20 protein-coding genes are annotated in these 19,868 nt (G+C 64.3%); 12 read left to right on the top strand and 8 right to left on the bottom strand.

The genetic code is table 11. From position 1 onward, the window contains the following. Nucleotides 1–77 precede the first annotated feature (77 nt). Nucleotides 78–1,538: a phospholipase D-like domain-containing protein gene (locus tag ACWGTO_RS21475; protein WP_454576809.1), complete on the bottom strand. Its 1,461-nt coding sequence runs from the start codon at nucleotides 1,536–1,538 to the stop codon at nucleotides 78–80. Between the two features lie 71 nt (nucleotides 1,539–1,609). Then, nucleotides 1,610–2,179, bottom strand: a complete 570-nt coding sequence (gene efp / locus ACWGTO_RS21470; RefSeq protein WP_454576808.1) for an elongation factor P — start codon at nucleotides 2,177–2,179, stop codon at nucleotides 1,610–1,612. Nucleotides 2,180–2,323: 144 nt separating this feature from the next. Between efp and epmA the strand changes: the two genes are divergently transcribed. The 7 genes from epmA to lpxK all read left to right on the top strand — a co-directional run bounded on the left by epmA (nucleotide 2,324) and on the right by lpxK (nucleotide 9,137). Next, on the top strand, nucleotides 2,324–3,364 hold the full coding sequence (epmA, locus tag ACWGTO_RS21465; RefSeq protein WP_454576807.1) for an EF-P lysine aminoacylase EpmA: 1,041 nt from the start codon (nucleotides 2,324–2,326) through the stop codon (nucleotides 3,362–3,364). A gap of 191 nt (nucleotides 3,365–3,555) precedes the next feature. Beyond that, complete coding sequence (locus ACWGTO_RS21460; RefSeq protein WP_454576806.1) at nucleotides 3,556–4,899, top strand: TldD/PmbA family protein; 1,344 nt, start codon at nucleotides 3,556–3,558, stop codon at nucleotides 4,897–4,899. Further along, nucleotides 4,886–5,686: a 3'(2'),5'-bisphosphate nucleotidase CysQ gene (locus tag ACWGTO_RS21455; RefSeq protein ID WP_454576805.1), complete on the top strand. Its 801-nt coding sequence runs from the start codon at nucleotides 4,886–4,888 to the stop codon at nucleotides 5,684–5,686. Before ACWGTO_RS21460 ends, ACWGTO_RS21455 begins: the two co-directional genes overlap by 14 nt. 68 nt (nucleotides 5,687–5,754) lie before the next feature. Beyond that, on the top strand, nucleotides 5,755–6,000 hold the full coding sequence (locus tag ACWGTO_RS21450; protein ID WP_454576804.1) for a DUF4170 domain-containing protein: 246 nt from the start codon (nucleotides 5,755–5,757) through the stop codon (nucleotides 5,998–6,000). Between the two features lie 5 nt (nucleotides 6,001–6,005). Next, nucleotides 6,006–6,794, top strand: a complete 789-nt coding sequence (locus ACWGTO_RS21445) for a lysophospholipid acyltransferase family protein (RefSeq protein WP_454576803.1) — start codon at nucleotides 6,006–6,008, stop codon at nucleotides 6,792–6,794. Continuing rightward, entirely contained in the window at nucleotides 6,791–8,107 is a 1,317-nt protein-coding gene (gene waaA, locus ACWGTO_RS21440) for a lipid IV(A) 3-deoxy-D-manno-octulosonic acid transferase (RefSeq protein WP_454576802.1), read from the top strand. The genes ACWGTO_RS21445 and waaA overlap by 4 nt, the downstream gene beginning before the upstream one ends. A 1-nt stretch (nucleotide 8,108) precedes the next feature. Then, complete coding sequence (gene lpxK, locus ACWGTO_RS21435) at nucleotides 8,109–9,137, top strand: tetraacyldisaccharide 4'-kinase (protein ID WP_454576801.1); 1,029 nt, start codon at nucleotides 8,109–8,111, stop codon at nucleotides 9,135–9,137. 25 nt (nucleotides 9,138–9,162) lie between these two features. Here lpxK and ACWGTO_RS21430 read toward each other — a convergent pair whose 3' ends face one another. Further along, nucleotides 9,163–9,396 (bottom strand): DUF2093 domain-containing protein, encoded by a 234-nt coding sequence (locus ACWGTO_RS21430; protein ID WP_142866990.1) that lies wholly within the window; start codon nucleotides 9,394–9,396, stop codon nucleotides 9,163–9,165. A gap of 130 nt (nucleotides 9,397–9,526) precedes the next feature. Between ACWGTO_RS21430 and ACWGTO_RS21425 the strand changes: the two genes are divergently transcribed. Further along, nucleotides 9,527–10,126, top strand: coding sequence for a hypothetical protein (locus ACWGTO_RS21425; RefSeq protein WP_454576800.1), 600 nt, complete (start codon nucleotides 9,527–9,529; stop codon nucleotides 10,124–10,126). A 16-nt stretch (nucleotides 10,127–10,142) separates the two neighbouring features. On the opposite strand, the gene ACWGTO_RS21420 is transcribed toward ACWGTO_RS21425, so the two are convergent. Beyond that, the gene (locus tag ACWGTO_RS21420) at nucleotides 10,143–11,069 is read right to left on the bottom strand and encodes a LysR substrate-binding domain-containing protein (RefSeq protein ID WP_454576799.1); all 927 of its coding nucleotides are present in this window, start codon (nucleotides 11,067–11,069) and stop codon (nucleotides 10,143–10,145) included. Nucleotides 11,070–11,162: 93 nt separating this feature from the next. Between ACWGTO_RS21420 and ACWGTO_RS21415 the strand changes: the two genes are divergently transcribed. Beyond that, nucleotides 11,163–12,056 carry a DMT family transporter gene (locus ACWGTO_RS21415; RefSeq protein ID WP_454576798.1) on the top strand — a complete coding sequence of 298 codons (894 nt, stop codon included), beginning with the start codon at nucleotides 11,163–11,165 and terminating at the stop codon, nucleotides 12,054–12,056. Between the two features lie 93 nt (nucleotides 12,057–12,149). After that, nucleotides 12,150–12,962: a hypothetical protein gene (locus tag ACWGTO_RS21410; protein ID WP_454576797.1), complete on the top strand. Its 813-nt coding sequence runs from the start codon at nucleotides 12,150–12,152 to the stop codon at nucleotides 12,960–12,962. Between the two features lie 40 nt (nucleotides 12,963–13,002). Here ACWGTO_RS21410 and ACWGTO_RS21405 read toward each other — a convergent pair whose 3' ends face one another. From ACWGTO_RS21405 to ACWGTO_RS21395, 3 genes are all read right to left on the bottom strand, one after another. Then, a complete protein-coding gene (locus ACWGTO_RS21405; RefSeq protein WP_454576796.1) occupies nucleotides 13,003–13,182 on the bottom strand; it encodes a DUF1905 domain-containing protein in 180 nt (59 codons plus the stop codon). A gap of 146 nt (nucleotides 13,183–13,328) precedes the next feature. Then, nucleotides 13,329–15,176 carry a DNA mismatch repair endonuclease MutL gene (gene mutL / locus ACWGTO_RS21400; protein WP_454576795.1) on the bottom strand — a complete coding sequence of 616 codons (1,848 nt, stop codon included), beginning with the start codon at nucleotides 15,174–15,176 and terminating at the stop codon, nucleotides 13,329–13,331. 74 nt (nucleotides 15,177–15,250) lie between these two features. Beyond that, complete coding sequence (locus ACWGTO_RS21395) at nucleotides 15,251–16,153, bottom strand: LysR substrate-binding domain-containing protein (RefSeq protein ID WP_454576794.1); 903 nt, start codon at nucleotides 16,151–16,153, stop codon at nucleotides 15,251–15,253. Between the two features lie 92 nt (nucleotides 16,154–16,245). Between ACWGTO_RS21395 and ACWGTO_RS21390 the strand changes: the two genes are divergently transcribed. Continuing rightward, nucleotides 16,246–17,793 (top strand): trimethylamine methyltransferase family protein, encoded by a 1,548-nt coding sequence (locus tag ACWGTO_RS21390; protein ID WP_454576793.1) that lies wholly within the window; start codon nucleotides 16,246–16,248, stop codon nucleotides 17,791–17,793. 52 nt (nucleotides 17,794–17,845) lie between these two features. Here the strand turns inward: ACWGTO_RS21390 and ACWGTO_RS21385 are convergent, their stop codons facing one another. After that, complete coding sequence (locus ACWGTO_RS21385; protein ID WP_454576792.1) at nucleotides 17,846–18,529, bottom strand: GntR family transcriptional regulator; 684 nt, start codon at nucleotides 18,527–18,529, stop codon at nucleotides 17,846–17,848. Nucleotides 18,530–18,767: 238 nt separating this feature from the next. On the opposite strand from ACWGTO_RS21385, the gene ACWGTO_RS21380 reads away from it, so the two are divergent. Beyond that, nucleotides 18,768–19,808, top strand: coding sequence for a trans-3-hydroxy-L-proline dehydratase (locus ACWGTO_RS21380; RefSeq protein ID WP_454576858.1), 1,041 nt, complete (start codon nucleotides 18,768–18,770; stop codon nucleotides 19,806–19,808). The last annotated feature ends 60 nt before the right edge of the window (nucleotides 19,809–19,868 follow it).

Below are 19,868 nucleotides of genomic sequence, written 5' to 3'. Positions count from 1 at the left end.
CTGCTATTCGATGTCCTGATTCTTTGTTTTATGCATGTCGTTATCTCAAAACCGTGACCACTTTTGAGCGACATGCATTAGAGATAGGGCGATCCCAGCCATAGCAACCGGTCAAAGACACGGATGACGAATGGCCGCGCCTTCAGGGTTGCGAGTGTGACGGGTTTGGCCGAAGCGATTGCCGCTCCGATGCGCGCTTCGATCTCGGCGGCAAAGCCTGCATCCAGAACCTCCAGGTCGATCTCGAAATTCAGCCGCAGCGACCGGGCGTCGAGGTTGGAGGAGCCGACATAGGCCCATACGCCATCGACCGACAGCAGCTTCGAATGGTCGAACGATCCCTCATGACGCCAGACACGGCAATAGTGCTTCAGCACCTGGTCGTATTGCGCCGTCATGGCGCGGCCGACCAGGAAGAGATTGTTCACCGCTGGCACGACGATGTCGATCTCGACGCCGCGCCTGGCCGCCGTGGTCAGCGCGCTGATAAACTCGCGGTCCGGCAGGAAATAGGGCGACATGATGCGGATCGATTTGCGGGCGACGGAAAATGCCCCCATCAGCAATTTGTGATTGGTCTCGTTGCTGGCATCCGGCCCCGACGCCACGGCCCGCACCAGGATCGGCTGACCGGGAGGCGGCGAGGGTTTTTCCACCTGCCAGACCTCGTCCTTGAGGGCTTCGTTGCCGGCAAAACGCCAGTCTTCGGCGGCAACCGCAAACAGGTCGGCCACGAGCGGCCCGGTGGCCAGGAAATGCGTATCCGCCGAACTGGCGGTTCCCACGAATTCGGCCGAGAATCCCTTGCGGATGTTCATGCCCCCCGTGAAAGCCACCGCACCGTCGACGATCAGAATCTTCCTGTGGGTTCTCAGATTCGCATAGGGAAGTCTCAGGCCCATGACGATGTTGCCGTTGAAGAGATCGACGGTGACGCCGGCTTCCCGGAGAGTCGTGAGAATGCTGGGCACGGAATAGCGCACGCCGACGGCATCGATGAGCACGCGGACGGTTACACCGCGCCGGACCGCGCCGGCCAGCGATTCGACGAAACGCTGCCCGATCTCGTCATTGTCGAATATGTAGGTCTCGAGCAGGACGCTGCGCTTGGCGTCGTCGATCGCCCGGCGCATTGCCGCGTAAGCGTCGTCACCTGTCTTCAGGATGGTGATTGCGTTTCCCGAAAGCAGGCCGCGCCGCGCCACCCGGTCGCCCAGTGTCTTCAGGCCGGCAAAGCGTTGGCCGAATTGCGCTGAGATCAGCGCTTCCAGCGCAATGTCGCGGTCTTGCTTGGCCGTCTCGGCTTCGCCGGCCACGGGCCGCATGGCGCTGATTGTTGCGCGGCGGATGCGGTTGATGCCGGCAATGGCGTAGATGATCGCGCCCAGGAAAGGCGACAAAAGCATCACACCCACCCAGCCGGTGGCGGCGCGGACGTCTTCCTTCGTCATGATGGCGTGGACGATGCCGATGGCGGCCATCAGCATCGGAATGATCATGAGGATCAGAGGCCAGTAGGTCACAAAGGTCTGCCACATCGGCAGGACTATCGATTGAGCGGCCGCAGAAGGCAATGCAAGGGACTAACCAGGGTTGAGGCGCTCGCGCCTCAATCCTTCGCCCGCTCCACATAGGAGCCGTCGGCCGTCATCACCACCACGCGGGTGCCGGGGGCGATGTGCGGGGGAACTGCCGTGCGCACGCCGTTGGACAGCACGGCCGGTTTGTAGGACGACGATGCCGTCTGTCCCTTGGTCGTCGGCTCGGTCTCGACCACCTCGAACGTGGCGCGCTGCGGCAGCACCAGGGCAATCGCTATGCCGTTGAACTGCGAGATCTGCACCGCCATGCCTTCGAGCAGGTAAGGCGCCATGTCGCCGACCACGCTTTCCGGCACCGCGACCTGGTCGTAGCTCTCCGGGTTCATGAAGTGATAGCCTTCGCCATCGGCGTAGAGGAAGGTGTGCTCGCGGTCCTCGACATAGGCGCGCTCGACCTGTTCGGTGGTGCGGTAGCGCTCCGAAACCTTCACCCCGTCGGAGATGCGGCGCATGTCGAGCTGGGTGACCGGCGTGCCCTTGCCAGGGTGGATGTTTTCGGCAAAGAGGATCACGTAAAGCTTGCCGTCCTTGTCGACGACGTTGCCTTTACGCAGGGAACTGGCGATGACCTTCACCACGGTTTTCAATCCTAGACTTCGTTGGCCTGAAACGATTGTTCGGCGCAAATCGGCTGCGAGAGCCGTCGCCGTAGCGCATCTTGGCGCGAACCGCCAGCCCTGTCAGCAATTCCGTTGCCCGGCAAAGCCAGGTCCTGCAAACCAATGACCGAGGCTTCGCCGTGGTGGACGCCGGACGTTCACGCCGACCGTCGGCCGCGGCTGATTGCCCGCAACGGTATCGCAGCCGACATGCGCGACTGGTTTGCCCGCCGCGATTTTGTCGAGGTCGAGACGGCGGCGCTGCAAATCTCGCCCGGCAACGAGGCGCATCTGTCGGCCTTCGCCACCGAGGCGATCGGCGCCGATGGCGCGCGCCGGCCACTCTATCTCCACACCTCGCCGGAATTCGCGTGCAAGAAGCTGCTTGCCGCCGGCGAAAAGCGCATCTTCAGCTTGGGTAACGTCTGGCGCAACCGCGAGCGCGGCCCCTTGCATCATCCGGAATTCACCATGCTCGAATGGTACCGGGTTAGCGAGACCTATGAGAGCCTGATGGGGGACTGCGCGGAGCTGCTCAAGCTGGCGGCCGAGCGGGCCGGTGCAAAGATCTTCCGATTTCGCGGCCGCGAGGCCGATCCGTTTGCCGACCCGGAACGGCTCAGCGTGGCGGAGGCCTTTACGCGCTACGCCGGCATCGATCTTCTCGCCACGATGTCGGTGGACGGGAGCACCGACCGCGACGCGCTCCATGAGGCTCTGGTCAAGGCCGGCATGCGCACGGCACAGGATGACAATTGGGCCGATCTGTTCAGCCGCGTGATGGTCGAAAAGGTCGAGCCAATGCTGGGGCAGGCGCGAGCCACCATCCTCTACCGCTATCCGATCTCGGAGGCAGCCCTTGCCCGGCCGAGCGCCGATGACCCGCGCGTTGCCGAGCGCTTCGAGCTCTATTGCTGCGGCGTCGAGCTCGCCAACGCTTTCGGCGAGCTGACTGACGCGGCCGAGCAGCGCCGGCGCTTCGCCGCCGAAATGGACGAGAAAGAGCGCGTTTATGGCGAGCGCTATCCGCTGGACGAAGACTTTCTCGCAGCCCTCGCCATAATGCCGCAGGCCAGCGGCTCGGCGCTCGGTTTCGATCGGCTGGTGATGCTGGCGACGGGCGCGGCCAGGATCGACGACGTGATCTGGACGCCGGTCGCCTGAAGAACGGGGCAGGGCGGCTATCTGCCTCCGCGGCGCTTCCGGCTGCCGTCGCTCCAGCAGATTGGCGTTCTGCTCGGGCGCTATGCCGCAGCGGCGCAATTGCCGGTGCGCCATTGCACAAGCCGCAGCGGGACAATAGATGGTGCAGCAGCCGCGACCGCCGGGCGCGGCTTGAAGCCAGGACCATGCGCATGACGAATACATCAGAGGCAGCGAAACTGACCGACCGCGTCGCGGCTCTGGTCGAGGCTGCCAAGCGGGCCGGCGCCGACGCCGCCGATGCGGTCGCCGTGCGCGGCCGCTCGACCGGCGTGTCGGTGCGACTGGGCAAGGTCGAGAACACCGAATCCTCCGAAGGCGACGACGTCTCGCTGCGCGTCTTCATCGGCAACCGGGTGGCGAGCGTGTCGGCGACGGCGGCGTCAGACCCCAAGGCACTGGCCGAGCGCGCCGTGGCGATGGCGAAAGTCTCGCCCGAGGATCCCTATCAGGGTCTCGCCGATCCGGCTTTGCTGGTTGGCAAGGTGCGCGACCTCGATCTGTTCGACGCCACCGAGGTCTCGGCCGATCAATTGAAGGAAGCGGCTTTGGCCGCCGAGGAAGCAGCCCTTGCCGTCAAGGGCGTCACCAATTCGGCCGGCAGCGGCGCCAGCGCTGGTCTCGGCGGACTGGTGCTCGCGACGTCGAACGGCTTCGTCGGCCACTATGTCGCCTCGCGCTTTTCGCGCTCGGCCAGCGTGATTGCGGGCGAGGGCACCGGCATGGAGCGCGACTACGAATATTCCTCGCACCAGCATTTTTCCGATCTCGATGCGCCGGAACTGATCGGCCGCAAGGCTGGCGAGCGTGCCGTGCGCCGCCTCGGTGCCCGCAAGGCAGCGACCGGTCCGGTCAACGTCGTGTTCGATCCGCGCGTCGCGCGCGGCATTGCCGGCCATCTCGCCGGCGCCATCAACGGCGCTTCGGTGGCGCGCAAGACCAGTTTTCTGCGCGAGATGATGGGCAAGCAGGTCGCATCGGCTGACATCACCGTCACCGACGAGCCGCTCCGGCGTCGCGGCCAGGCCTCGCGTCCCTTCGACGGCGAAGGTGTCGAAGGCGAAAAGCTGCTGATGGTCGAAAACGGCGTGCTGAAGCACTGGTTCCTGTCGACGTCCGCGGCGCGGGAATTGGGGCTGACCACCAACGGACGCGGCGCGCGCAGCGGCTCCTCGGTGTCGCCGTCATCGACCAATCTCGCCATCGAGCCGGGCGACAGGACGCCGGAAGATCTGATCAAGTCGCTGAAATCAGGCTTTTATGTCACCGAAGTGTTCGGCCAGGGCGTCGACATGGTGACCGGAGAATACAGCCGAGGTGCGTCGGGCTTCTGGATCGACAATGGCGAGCTGGCCTATCCGGTGGCCGAGGTGACCATTGCCTCCAATTTGAAGACGATGTTCCTCAACATGGTGCCGGCGAGCGACCTCGACCGCAATTTCGGCACCGCCGCACCGACGCTGCTGATCGAAGGCATGACCCTTGCCGGCGCGTGACCCGGTCATATCAGCTGCAGAAGACCTCCAGCTTTTGCGCGATGCCGCCCGCGAGGCCGGCGCCATCGCCATGCGCTATTTCGGCAAGAACCCGCAAGTGTGGATGAAGGGGGGCACCTCGCCGGTCAGCGAAGCCGACCATGCGGCCGACGCCTATCTGCGCGAAACCCTGCTTGCGGCGCGGCCGGATTATGGCTGGCTGTCGGAGGAGACGACGGACGATCCTGCGCGGCTGCAGGCACGCCGCACCTTTGTCGTCGATCCCATAGACGGCACGCGCGGCTTCCTCGAAGGCCTGCGCTCCTGGTGCGTCAGCGTTGCCGTGGTCGAGGACGGCGGCACGTTTGCCGGCGTGCTCGAATGTCCGGCCATGGACGAAACCTATTGGGCGATGCCTGGGCAGGGCGCATTCCTTAATGGCAAGCCGATTGCAGTGCGTCGCTTGGGCGAGACGGTCGAAATCGGCGGGCTAAAGCAACTGATCGACCTGATGCCGGCGGAGTGGCAGGGCAGGGTGCAGCGCGCGGCTCATATTCCCTCGCTTGCCTACCGGCTGGCGATGGTCGCCAACGGCACGCTCGACGCCACCTTCGTCAAGCCCAATGCGCATGACTGGGATATTGCCGCCGCCGATCTCATCTTGCGCGAGGCCGGCGGCGCCGTGCTCGACGGGCACGGCCGCGCGCCGCTTTACGCCGGCGAAATGATCCGCCACGGAGCGCTGGTCGCCGGCAGTGGCGAACTGTTGACCGTGCTAGCCGGCGTCATTGCCGGTACGGAAGCGTGATCGAAGGTTCCAAAGTCGACGGCTTTGGTCTAGACCTGTCGCAAACTCACAATATGTGAAGGACCGAAATGGCCGCGGAAGACGGAAAGAAACAGCTTTTGCACCTGGTGTTCGGCGGCGAGCTGAAGAAGCTGGGTGGCACCGAGTTCCGCGATCTCGACGCGCTCGACATTGTCGGCGTCTATCCGGATTACCAAACCGCACACACCGCGTGGAAAGCCAAGGCGCAAGCCAGCGTGGACAACGCCCATATGCGCTATTTCGTGGTTCATCTGCACCGGCTGCTCGACCCTGAAAGCAAGGTCGGCAGTTGACAGCGATGGAGCAAGAAGCGGTGAAAGGGCAGCCCACCGGCGCCGCGGTCGGAAGAAGACGCGGCGGCAGTACGAAGACGTTCTGGCGCAAGATCCGCGAGCCGTTGGCGCAGTCGCGAATCGTCAAGAGCATCATCGTCAGCCTGCTCGCATGGTTCGTCCGCCTGGTGCGGCTGACCAACCGCGTGGTCGAAGGCTCGGCGAAGTTTTCAGGCGGCGCCTACGCCGAGTTCGAGCCCGGCATCATCGCGCTCTGGCATGGCCAGCATTTGCTCACCCCTGCCTATTATCCTAAGGGGCGGCCGCTGGTCGCCATGGTCTCGCGCAGCGCCGATGCCGAACTCAACGCGCTGATGATCGAAAAATTCGGCATCGAGGCGGTGCGCGGTTCCGGTGGTCGCGACAGCTCGAAGCATCTCGACAAGGGCGGCGCCAAGGCGCTCATTGCCCTGAAAAAGTCACTCGTCGCCGGCAAGAACGTCGCCATGATCGCCGACATTCCCCACGGCACGCCGCGCGACGCGGGGCTTGGCATCGTTCTCCTGGCGCGGCTTTCGGGCCGGCCGATCATGCCTGCCGCCATCGCCACCAGCCGCCGCAAGGTGCTGGAACGGAGCTGGGACAAGACCACCATCAACCTGCCGTTCGGCCGCTCCTCGATCGTCATCGGTACGCCCGTGTTCGTGCCGGCCAATGCCGACGAGGCCGAAATGGAGCGTAAGCGCGTGGAAGTCACCGCCGCGCTCAATGCCGCGACCGCCGAGGCCTATCGCCTCGTGGACGGCAATCCATGAGCGAGCGCTGGGCGCGCGCCTTCCTGACGGCGTACCGCTTCGCCGGTGCGGCTGCCTATCCGCTGATCGGGCCTTACGTCGCCTGGCGCACGTCGCAGGGCAAGGAGGACCGAAGCCGCAGCCGCGAGCGCTACGGCGTTGCCGGGCGACCACGGCCTGAAGGGCCGGTAATCTGGATCCATGCGGCAAGCGTCGGCGAGACCCTTGCGGTCGTGCCCCTGGTGCAAAGCATCCTCGACTACGGCGTCAACATCGTGCTGACGACGGGCACGGTGACCTCGGCGCAGGTCGCCGACGAGCGGCTCGGCGACCGCATCATCCACCAATATGTCCCGCTCGACCTCAAGCCGGCGGTCAGCCGCTTCCTCGATCACTGGCGGCCGGACCTGGCGATCATCGCCGAATCCGAGATCTGGCCGATGACCATCCTCGAGCTCGGCGCCCGCCGCGTGCCGCAGGTGCTGGTCAACGGCCGGCTGTCCGACCGTTCGTTCAAATCCTGGAAGAAGCGCGCCAACATCGCCGAGGCGCTGTTCGAGAACCTCGCCCATGTCGTCGCCCAATCGGATGTCGACGGCGAACGTTTTCGCGCGCTTGGTGCCAGGCCGGTCACCGTGTCCGGCAACCTCAAGGTCGACACCTTGCCGCCGCCGGTCGACGAAAGGATGCTGGCGACGCTGAAGCGCCAGATCGCCGGCCGCCCGACATGGGCGGCGATATCGACCCATGACGGCGAGGAAGTGGTCGCGGCGGAAGTCCACGCCACGCTCTACAAGCGCCACCATGGCCTGCTCACGATCATCGTCCCGCGCCACCCCGACCGCGCCGAAGCGCTTGCCGCGCAGATTTCCGGCATGGGGCTGAAGCTGGCGCGGCGCAGCAAGGGCGACAGGATCACCGCTGACACCGATATCCTGCTTGGCGACACGATCGGCGAGATGGGGCTTTATCTCCGGCTGACGGAAATCGCCTTTGTCGGCCGCTCGCTGACCTCGGAAGGCGGCCAGAACCCGCTGGAGCCGGCCATGCTCGACACCGCTGTGCTTGCCGGCCGCAACGTCCAGAATTTCCGCGAAGCCTATCAGCGGCTACTCGACAGCGGCGGCGCCAAGCTGGTGCGCGACCGCGACATGCTGGCCGGCGCCGTCAATTTCCTGCTGAGCAATGAAGTCGCCCGCCATGAGATGATGGCGGCCGGTGCCGCCACCGTCGACCAGATGCGCGGTGCGCTGGCGCACACACTGAAGTCGCTTGAGCCCTACATCCAGCCTCTGATCGTAAAGTCGCGCCTGAAGGGCGCCGACGGGCGATAGGATGGCCTCCGAAGCACCACCTTTCTGGTGGGAAGCCCCGGACTGGCGGGTCTTTGCGTTGTCGCCGCTATCGGCCGCCTATGCCCTCGTCGCCGGCCGTCGCATGCGTCGGGCGGCGCGCGAAAAGATCGACGCGCCAGTGCTTTGCGTCGGCAATTTCACCGTCGGCGGCAGCGGCAAGACGCCGGTAGCGATCGCACTGGCAAAGCAGGCCAGGCGCATGCAGCTCAATCCCGGTTTCCTGTCGCGCGGCCATGGCGGCTCGTTCGCGCAGCCGCATGTCGTCGATATCAATCACGACGCCGCCAAGCATGTCGGCGACGAGCCGCTGCTTTTGGCCGAGCATGCGCCGGTCGCAGTGAGCCCCAACCGCGCCGCCGGCGCCAAACTGCTTATGGAAGCCCATGGCTGCGATTTCCTGATTATGGATGACGGCTTTCAGAGCGCGCGCATCCATATCGATTATGCGCTGGTCGTCGTTGACGCGCGCTACGGCATCGGCAATGGCCGCGTCATTCCAGGCGGGCCGCTGCGAGCCAACATTGTCGACCAGCTGGTGTTCACCGACGGGCTGCTGAAGATGGGCGAGGGCACCGCCGCCGACCAGGTCGTGCGCCAGGCGGCGCGCGCCGGCCGGCCGATCTTCGAGGCGCATGCCGAGCCAGCCGGCAGGGAACGCTTCGCAGGTCGGCGTTTGTTGGCCTTTGCCGGCATCGGCCATCCTGAAAAATTCTTCGACACGCTGCGCGGCACCGGCGCAGACGTGGCGCTGACCCGGTCGTTTCCCGACCACCATTTCTATGCCCCCGACGAACTCACCGAGCTGGCGGCAACCGCGCGCCGCGAGGGGCTGGGCCTCGTCACCACCGCCAAGGACGCCGCCCGGCTGCGCCATGGCGCAGCGTCGGCCGAATTCCTTGGCCAGCTCGACGTGCTGGAGATCGACGCCACGTTCGAGCTCGACAACGTTCCGGAGCGCATCATCGACGAGACGCTCGATGCCTGGCGCCAGCGGAGGTTGCGGGGCTGAGTTCGGCTCGGCAGGAGGGCTGGCGTCAGCGCCGGCTGCGCATTTCCGGATGCGTCTCGATCTCGCGGCGCAGCGAGGCGGCGGCGCTGACATAGGGTTCCTGCCTGGCGACGCTCCAGTATTTCAGCTCGTCCAGCGGGATGCTCTCACCTGTCACCGCGCAGCGCACGAATGCGCCGGGGCTGGTGACCTGGAAGTCGCCGTCGAGATAGCGGATCCTGGCTTCCTTGCCGCCAGGGCCTTCGAAGCGGTTCATCATGGGGTGGTGCCAAATGGGGCGGTGACTGACTTCATGCTGATTTCATCGCCATAAATTGCCGGCAAGGTCAAGCTTGACGCAATGCTGAGGCTCTATTGTCGTGCCGCGAACCCGTTTTCATGGGACCGGCATGGACATTTCATCCGCCCGCTTGACCGCTCTGCTGCGCGAAGCCATGGTATTGGCGGCGATGCCGTCGGCCAAGGCCGATCCGGCGAAAGCAGCGCTTGTGAAGGCGCTGGCGCAGCCGCCGGCTCCGTCCGGCGCAGCTTTGCCGCCGACAGCGACGCCGGCGCTGCAGGCACTGTGGTCCGCCACCCCCATCAAGGCGCAGCAGACAGCATCGACTGAAGTCCTGCAGGCCTATCTGGGAATTGCCGAACCAGGCGCCGAGGCGCCAGATGATGCGGGGCCGCCGACAAGAGTCGCGGCGCCTGCACCGGCAAACGACGACGCACAGAGCGGTCTGAATATGCCGCCGGCACGGGTCGACGACGGCGCCGCCGCAAAACCCGCAGGCCTGCCATGGCTGGCCTTTCTCGTCCCCGAGGTTTCACCTCGACGCCGCGCCTCTGGCACCGACGCTGCGGCGAAGCGCGGGCAGGCGACGTTGCGAGTGAATGACGCGACGCGGCCCGGAGACAGGCGGCAGATGCGTGTCGGCCTGATGGCGCTGGCGGTCGGGTTTCTGGCCGTCGCGGTTGCTGGCTTCGTTCTGGTGCTGCGCTGAGTGCCGAACGTTGATCCTACCGTTCGGCTTCGAGGAACGCTTCCATCTTGTCCAAAGCCAGCCCCGCCTCGACGGCGATGCGGCGCGAAAGTTCGGCGGCAGCCGTGCGCGGCCGCCCCAGCGGCCGGTCGAGCCAATACGATACCGGGTTGAGCGCGGTGCGCTCGTCGACCGCGACGATGCGGCCCGTATCCAGCTGATGCCCGGTTAGTGGCGGCCGCGCCAATGCGATGCCGAGCCCATAGGCGGCGGCATCAAGCACCAGATTGTAGTCCTCGAAACGGCGGTCTTGAGGGCGCGGGCGATAGTCCATGCCTTGCGCGGCAAACCAGGCGCGCCAGCCGGAAGCGTCGGAATCGTTGATCAGCGGAAATCTGAGCAGCCGGGCCGGGTCGCCGCGGCCGATCTCGCGGGCAAGGCCAGGGGCGGCGACGGGAAAGACATATTCCTCGAACAGCTTCACCGAGATCCGGCCCGGAATGCCGCCACGGCCGCAACGGATCGACAGGTCGATGCCTTCATCGGCAAGGTCGGCCTGGCGGATGTCGACATCGAGGACGATGCGCAGCTTGCTGGGATTGTTCTCCAGCGCCGCCATGCGCGGCATCAGCCACAGCCCACTGACCGACGGGATCGAGGTCAGCCGCACCACGGCGGTGCCGCGCGGTTCGACCCAGCGGTCGGAATGGGTGGAGATCAGAGCAAAGGCTTCCGCCGTGCGCAGATGCAGGCGGTTGCCCTCGATGGTCAGGGAGACGCCGCGCGCGCCGCGGTCGAACACTTTCAGACCCAGCCAGTCCTCCAGCTTGGCGATCTGCCTGCTGACGGCGCCATGGGTGATGTTGAGTTTCTCGGCCGCGGCCGAAAAGCTCCCGGTGCGTGCCGCCGCATCGAAGGCGCGCAGTGTCTCGAGCGGAACCATTGTGTCTGAGCTGTGATCCATAGTCACAGGTGATCCTCGATTTGATCGTTTGTCAACGGCGCCGAAAAGGCGCTTTCTGCCTTTCAACCCCCCTAGAAACCTGAGGACAGACAGATGAGCGCAACCACCAGCACGTCGAATCCGACACAGCGGATGGACACCACGGCAGCCATCGCGGTGGCGTTGACGGTGGTCGGCTGGGCTTCGGCCTTTCCCGCCATCAGGGCCGGCCTCGCCGCCTTCGGGCCGCTGGAACTCGGTGCGCTGCGCTTTGCCATTGCCGCGGTGCCGGCGGCCATCTTTCTTGCCGTCAAGCGCCCGGCGCTGCCGCGGCTCGACGAAGTGTGGCGCCTCGTCTTTGGCGGCGCCATCTTCGTCGCGCTCTACACTGTCATGCTCAACTACGGCGAACTGAGCGTGTCGGCAGGTGCCGCCGGTTTCATCATCAATGTCAGCCCGATCTTTACCGCGATCATGGCGATGGCATTGCTCGGCGAGCGCTTCTCAGGCTGGGCCTGGTTCGGCACGGCCATTTCCTTTACCGGCATCGGCATCATCGCCGTGGCCGACGGCAATGGCCTGCATTTCGACACCGGCGCGCTGTTGGTTCTTGGCTCGGCGCTGTGCTCGGCCGTCAACACGATCGTCCAGAAGCCGCTGTTTGCCCGCCATCACCCGCTGACCATCTCGGCCTCGAACATGATCCTCGGTGCTCTTTGTCTGGCGCCCTTTCTGCCAAGCGGCTTTGCGCAGGCAGCGGTCGCCAATACAGCCGGGATCGGCGCGGTGATCTTTCTCGGCATCGTGCCCAGCCTGATCGCCTATGCCGCCTGGGCAACCGCTCTGTCGCGTCTCCCGGCGGCGCGCGCTTCAAACTTCCTCTATCTGGTCTCGCCCATGTCTGCCCTGATCGGCTTCTTCTGGCTAGGCGAAGTCCCGACGCTGCTCGGCATCCTCGGCGGCGCGCTGGCGCTCGGCGGCGTCATCGTGGTGAATTTGAAGCGTTAAATCAGCGGGTTGGACGCCTTTCCCAAATCAAAGTGAAAGCCGCGCCGAAGTTTGGCGGCTCACGAGACAGCCGAGTGTCGCTGCAATGCAGACATGACCCCGCCGGGTGGATATGGTGAGTTGCATTCACTTGGGGGCGGCGGGATGGTAAGGCAGTTCGTATCGGCCGTATTTTGCTTGTTGCTGCTCAGCGGTAAAGCCTGGGCGGGTTGGTATCACGTGGAGAACTATGAAGGCTCCATTGGCCCCAACCCCGTCCATCTCTCCTTGCAGACCTACACGTTCGGCAGTGGCCTCACGGTCCAGGGCAGTCTCTTCTACGACGCCAAGCAAAGTCCGATCGCGCTCTACGGCAAAGCCAACAGCGCCAGCATCTCACTTTGCGAGATTGCGGATGACAAGGACTTCCAGCGCGTCATCGTCATGGGCTCCAAAACGCCCTTCGACGTCACCGGATGCCCTTTTGCTCTCGAACTCGGCGATGGCGTCCTGACGGGGAGCTGGAACAAGGGCGCCGACAAATTGCCGGTCAGTCTCAAGAAGGTCGCGAGCTTTGACGATACCGGGGAGGGGGTGATCGATGGAAACGTCGAGATACCGTTCTGGACGCAAACCGCGACCGACAGGTTCGCCGGGGTCTACACCAAGACCGACGACCAGATCTGTATGAAGACGATGCTGGTCATCAACAAGAAGCGGAAAAAAGTCGTGCAGACGATCAAGTTCGTCAGCGAGGACGACTACTGCGATGGCGGCATGCTGATGACGTCGATCTATTGGAACGTCCAGAAGAGCGTCGAACGGGGCAAGGACATCATCGCCGTGAGTTTCCGCGACGGCCGCGCCGGCTATGAGGAAGAATACGTCTACAGCGCCAAGGCGAAGAAGTACCGCAAGAGGAAATGACGGCGCCGCCGCTCGGCCTGGTTGCCCACCAGCAGCGCCATTATCGTCCGCGAAGGCGTATCGCGATGGCAGCGGAAATCAAATCGCCGGCCGTCAGATTGCATTTGCGCCGGACAGCGTCCTTCAACGGTAAAAGGTAGCTTCCGTCTCTGGGAAACAGCGATGAGCCGAACACGAAGCCGTCAATAGTCGCCTCGACGGGTATCACCCCCCCAGCCATAGGTCGCGAACTTCGCGACCTTTTTGATCTCTTCGCCATGCTGCTCGGGGATTGGCGCGAAGAAGTATGGCGAGGGCCCCCGCCAGTAGATCACTTCGGCTTCGAAGCTGAATTGGAGTGTTGAGCCTATCTCACCGCTCACAGGCTCACCGCCGCCCGAAGAGCCGCTCGATATCGGCGAGCTTGAGCTCGATATAGGTCGGGCGGCCGTGGTTGCACGTGCCGGAGCCGGGCGTGGCTTCCATCTGGCGCAGCAGCGCGTTCATCTCTTCGGGTTTGAGCAGGCGGCCGGAACGGACCGAGCCGTGGCAGGCCATGGTGGCCGCGATCTTGTCCAGCCGCTCCTTCAGCGTCTCGACCGTGTCGTTGTCGGCGATCTCGTCGGCGAGGTCGCGCACCAGCTGCTGGACATCGGTTTCGCCCAGCATTGACGGCGTCTCTCGCACCGCCACTGCACCAGGGCCGAAGCGCTCGATGCCGAGGCCGAAGCGGGCCAGCGTTTCGGAGTGCAAAGCCAGCCGCTCGGCATCCTCCTCCGGCAGGTCGACGATCTCGGGCAACAGCAGCATCTGCGACGGCACCGCGCGCGAATGCAGCGCATTCTTCAGCGCCTCATAGACCAGCCGCTCATGCGCCGCATGCTGGTCGACGATAACCAGCGAATCCCTGGTTTGCGCCACGATATAGTTCTCATGCACCTGCGCGCGGGCAGCACCCAGTGCTGTGCCAAGCAGCGTCTCGGCCGGTTCGGCTGTGCCGGCACGCGCGTCGGCGCTGGCGAGCGGGCCGGCATCGAACGCCGCCTGATCGTTTTCGCGAAAGCCGTCGAAGCCCATATCCAGCGGCCGCTGCGGCGAGCGGTCGAAACCGGCAAAGCCCGACGCGCGAGTGGCCGCGTCGTAGCTGCGATGACCATTGGCCGGGCCGGCATGGGCATACGACGCAGCACCCGGCCGGAACGCTGCCATCATCCCGGCAGCCCCGCTGGTGGCAGCGCGGATGCCTGCATCGGCCAGCGCCTCGCGGATGGCGCCGACGATCAGCCCGCGCACTAGGCCGGGGTCGCGGAAGCGCACATCGGCCTTGGCCGGGTGGACGTTGACGTCGACGGTCGCCGGATCGAGCGTCAGGAACAGCACGGTGACAGCATGGCGGTCGCGCGGCAGCACATCGGCGAAGGCGCCGCGAATGGCGCCGGCGATCAGCTTGTCGCGCACCGGCCGGCCGTTGACATAGGCATATTGCTGCAGGGCGTTGGCGCGGGTGAAGGACGGGATCGAGACGTGGCCGGTCAGATGCACGCCGTCGCGGCTGGCGTCGATGGCAATGGAATTGTCGGGGAACTCGGCGCCCATGACCTGGGCGACGCGGCGCAGGCTGCCTTCCGCGCTGTCGTCGGTCGCCAGCAATTCCAGCGTCGAGCGGTCGGAGCCGGCCAGCGTGAAGCGCACGGCGGGGAAGGCGATGGCGATGCGCTTGACCACATCGCTGGTCGCCGAGCTTTCCGCCCGCTCGCCTTTCATGAATTTGAGCCTTGCCGGCGTGGCGAAGAACAGGTCGCGCACCTCGACCGTGGTGCCACGGTTGGCAGCCGCTGGCTTCACCGCCGAAACCCGGCCACCTTCGATGCCGATCTCAGCGGCCGCATCACCGGAGGCCGTGCGCGAGCGGATCGACAGCCGCGCCACCGAGCCGATCGACGGCAGCGCCTCGCCGCGGAAGCCGAGCGAGCGGATGTCGTGAATGTTGTCGGCAAGCTTGGAGGTGCAATGGCGCGCGATCGCCAGCGAAAGCTCCGGTTCGGGGATGCCCGAGCCGTCATCGGTCACGCGGATCAGGTTCAGCCCACCGCCGGCGGTAACGATCTCGACTCGCGTGGCGCCGGCATCGAGCGCGTTCTCGACCAGTTCCTTCACCACGCTCGCCGGACGCTCGATGACTTCGCCGGCGGCGATCTGGTTGATCATCGTTTCGGAAAGCTGGCGAATGGGCATCGGGCACTATAGGCGGATTCGAAGGCTTAGGGGGAGGGGCAGAATTGCGCTGGCGGTGGATCAGTGAAACGACATTACGCCTGCGCCGCCAGCCAATCCCTGACCTTGCGCGCATTCTCGCTCAGCTCGCGGTTCTTCGGCCAGATCACGTAAAACACGTTGCCGGTCTTGAGCACATGATCCGTCACCGGCACCAGCAGACCCGATGCCACCAGCCGCTCGACCAGATGCCGCCAGCCGAGCGCAATGCCTTGTCCTTCCATGACGGCCTGGATCACCAACGCATAGTCGTTGATGCGCAGGCCGCGACCAGCATCGCTCAGGCTGGCGCCGGCCGACTGAAACCATTCGTCCCAGTTGGCGGCCTCGCGATAGGGCTCTTCCAGATGGATGAGCCGGTGCTTGGCCAGTTCGGCGACGGTCGCCGGCAGGCCGAACTTTGCGAGATAGCTGGGCCCAGCGACCGGGAAGATCTCCTCGGCGGCCAAAGGCAGCGAATGATAGTCCGCCCATTGCTTCGGCAGGCCGCCGCGCACGCCAAGCGGAATGCCTTCGGCGATGATGTCGAGGTCGCGGTCGGCTGTCTGGATGCGCAGGTCGATACCGGGCAGTTCGTCGCGGAACTGTTGCAGGCGGGGCATCATCCAGAACGAGCCGAAAGCCGTCGACGCCGCAACCGTCACATGGCCGCCGGTCACCTGCAGCCGAAGGTCCTCCGCCGACTTGCGGATATGCGACAGACCGAGCGAGACATCGGCATGGAAACGCTCGCCGGCCTCCGTCAGGATGACCTGCCGATGGCGGCGCTGGAACAGCTGGGCGCCGAGTTGTTCCTCCAGTCCACGCACCGCATAGGAGACGGCGGCCTGCGTCATGCCGAGCTCGCGCCCGGCGGCGGTGAAGCTCGACAGCCGGCCCGCCGCCTCGAAGACGATCAGGCTGCCGGCCGACGGCAGGAGGTGGCGCAGGCTTCGCATAAGCTGAACTTATACAAGAGATCAGGATTTTCCAGCGTCACATCCATATTTCGTCTCGCTAACTTGGCTGCATAGGACGCAAGGGAGGTTCCATGAACGCACCGGCCGCTGAGACCGAGCAGACCCACCGCCGCGGGGGTGGCCGCCTCGGGCGCAAGGCGCTGAGGAGCGCACCCGTCACCTCATTCCCGACCCTGGTCCGCCAGATCCCTGCCTATCAGATGGTCCCGGATGAGGCGGTCGAGCTGATCCACCAGGAATCGCTTGCCATCCTCGAAGAAGTCGGATGCGAGTTCCGCGACGACGAAGCCATTGCCATGTGGAAGGCGGCAGGCGCGGACGTGTCCGAGACACGTGTCCGCATCGACCGCGCCCTCCTGATGGAACTGGTCTCGAAGGTCCCCTCGGAGTTCACGCTCAACGCGCGCAATCCCGAACGCACCGTGCGCGTCGGCGGCAAGAACTCGGTCTTCGTGCCGATGTATGGCGCGCCCTATGTGCGCGACCTCGACAACAACAGGCGCTACGGCACGCTTGAAGACCTCAACAATTTCCACAAGCTCGCCTACATGGCGCCGGCGCTGCATTCGTCGAGCTCGATCATTTGCGAGCCGATGGAAATCGCCGTGCCGAAACGGCATCTCCACATCATCCATTCGGCGCTGAAGCACTCCGACAAGCCGTTCATGGGCATCGTCACTTCCAAGGAGCGGGCCGAGGATACGATGGCGATGGCTGGGCTGGTCTTCGGAGACGAGTTCGTCCGCGAAAATCCGGTGCTGGTGGCCATCACCAACTGCAATTCGCCGCTGGTGTGGGACGCAACCATGCTGGACGCCATGAAAGTCTATGCCCGCCACAACCAGCCGCTAATCCTGGCGCCGTTCGCGCTGTGCGGCGCATCGACCTCGGCGTCGGCTGTCGGCGCGGTGGCGCAGGTCAATGCCGAAGCGCTGGCTGGCGTCGCCTTCACCCAGCTGCTGCGCCCGGGTTCGCCACAGATCTACGGCCAGTTCATGGTGACCGTCGATATGAAGACCGGCGCGCCGATGGGCGGCACCCCGGAAGCGGCCCAGATGATGTATCTGATGGGCGCGCTGGCGCGGAAATACAAACTGCCCTGGCGCACCTCCGGCTTCCATGTCGGCTCCAAGCTCAACGACGCCCAGGCAGGCTACGAATCCAACATGCTGATGCATGCCGCGATCCTCGCCGGCGCCAATTACATCTGGCACTCCGCCGGTTGGCTGGAGGCGGGACTCACCTGCGGCTACTCGAAATTCGCCACCGACTGCGAGCAACTCGTCGGCTGGTACAAATATGCCGGCGGCCTGCCGTTCGACGACTTCAAGGAAGCGCTTGCCGCGATCCGCGAGGTCGGGCCGCAGGGGCATTTCCTCGGCACCCAGCACACGCTCGAGCATTTCGAGTCCGCTTTCTTCATGCCCTCGATCATGGACTTCAACTCCTACGAACAGTGGAAGGCCGAAGGCGCCAAGGACCACGACACGCGCGGCCGCGAGAAAGCCCGTAACATGCTTGCCGACTACCAGGAGCCGAGGCTCGACGACGGCATTGCCGAGGGTCTCGCGGATTTTATCGCGCGGCGTGAGGAAAAGCTGCCCGACAGCGTTAGTTGATAGAGAATGGGCGGAGGCCGTCGGCAATCATGACTGATGGCAACCCAGTGGCTCACCCGCCGCGGGCTTGGCGGCCTGCCAGGTGTTTCTGAAGCGATTGACAGGCATTCATGATATGATCGTGGACCAACTTCACGGCATGCTCGGTGTCGCCGGCGCGGCAAGCGGCCAGAATTTCGCGATGTTCGCGGTCCGCAAGCTCATGACCGCCGGAAATCGTCAGTTGAACGCGCAGATAGCGTTCAATGCGATCATTCACCGACCGGATCATGCGGAGGAGATATGGTCGCTCGGCGTCTAGATAAAGACTGGAATGGAACTCCCAGTTTAGTTCCGCCCAGCGGCCGACATCCGTTTCCTTCGCGAAGGCATCGCAACTTGCCTGCGCCTTTTCGAAAGTCTTCTCGTTCATATGCGGGAGGGACAGCCGAATTGCGTTCGATTCCAGCATCGCCCGGACCTCGAAGATCTGCACGATCTCCGGCTCAGACATGCTGGCGACAATTGCGCCCTTGTTCCGCTGGAACGCCACGAAGCCCTCTGCTTCGAGCCGCTTCAAAGCTTCGCGCACGGGAATCTTGCTGATGTTGAACATGCGGGCAACGTCGTCTTGCCTGATTGGCTCGCCCTCATCCAGCGATCCCGAAATGATTGCTCCGCGTATGAATTTCAAAACCACGTCGGAAGCGGTCGGCGCGGCCCCCAGATCGGGAAGGTCAGCAACTGCAAATGGCACGGACAGGGTCTCCGCAAGGCGCTTCGGATTTGAGGGCATAGATATCGTAGACGATGTTCGCGATCAAATGCGGTCGCGATCTTACTCAGTTCCAGTCTTCGGACGCCGCAGCCTGTCGTCGGGCTCTTTTAGGCAGGAGCGTTCAATCACGGTTGGCACCCTCGCTTTTAACCGGAGCTTGACAGGTATCAGACATCGTATACGATATCCATTAAGAAATCGCCCCTGGATATCGCAAATGCGAAGCACGAAAGTCATCCATGTTGTTTCCTGCCATGCGGAGGGCGAAGTCGGGGACGTGATCGTTGGCGGTGTGTCGCCTCCGCCTGGAGGCACCATCTGGGATCAGCGCAAATGGATTGCGCAAGACAACGGACTTCGTAATTTCGTCCTCAATGAACCACGCGGCGGCGTCTTCCGCCACGTCAATCTCCTGGTACCTCCCAAGCATCCCGACGCGCAGATGGCTTGGATCATAATGGAGCCGGAAGATACGCCGCCAATGTCCGGCTCCAACTCGATCTGCGTATCGACGGTAATTCTGGACACGGGAATCCTGCCCATGCAGGAGCCGGTGACGGAAATGGTCCTTGAAGCGCCTGGCGGCTTGGTGCGCGTGCGGGCCGAGTGTGCTGGGGGCAAAGCCCAGCGCATCAGCGTTGAGAACGTACCGTCTTTCGCCAGCAGGCTCGGCGAACCGCTGGAGGTGAAAGGCCTCGGCACCATCGCGGTCGACACAGCCTATGGAGGCGACAGTTTCGTGGTGGTGGACGCGTCTGCCCTCGGATTGGCATTGGCAACCGATGAGGCGCGCGATCTCGCCGAACTTGGAGTGCGCATCACCGACGCGGCCAATGAGCAGATGGCATTCTTCCACCCTGAGCGCCCTGACTGGCGCCACCATTCATTTTGTCTCTTTGCGGGCGCAATCGCGCGTGACGGCAACAGCCTCGTCGCAAAGTCGGTCGTTTCCATAAAGCCGGGCAAACTCGACCGATCGCCGACCGGAACGGCGGTGTCGGCGCGCATGGCAATCCTGCATGCCAAAGGCGAGATGGCATTGGAGGATCATTTTACCGGCGTATCCATCATAGGGTCGGAGTTTCATGGGAAAATTCTCGGCGCCAGCAAAGTTGCCGAAACGCCCGCCATCCGTCCGCAGATCAGCGGCCGCGCCTGGATCACCGGCATACACCAGCACATGCTCGACCCTCAGGATCCCTGGCCGTCCGGCTACCGCGTGGCGGACACTTGGCCGATGAAGCGGACGAAGGTGTGAAATTGCCGGGCGGGCGTAAACCTGGCCAGGGATCGCAAAGCAAGTAGCTACGACTGTAAC

Source organism: Mesorhizobium sp. PL10 (genome assembly GCF_053714315.1).
The sequence above is the reverse complement of the archived record's forward strand: the minus strand, read 5'-3'. Positions and strand labels throughout refer to the sequence as shown.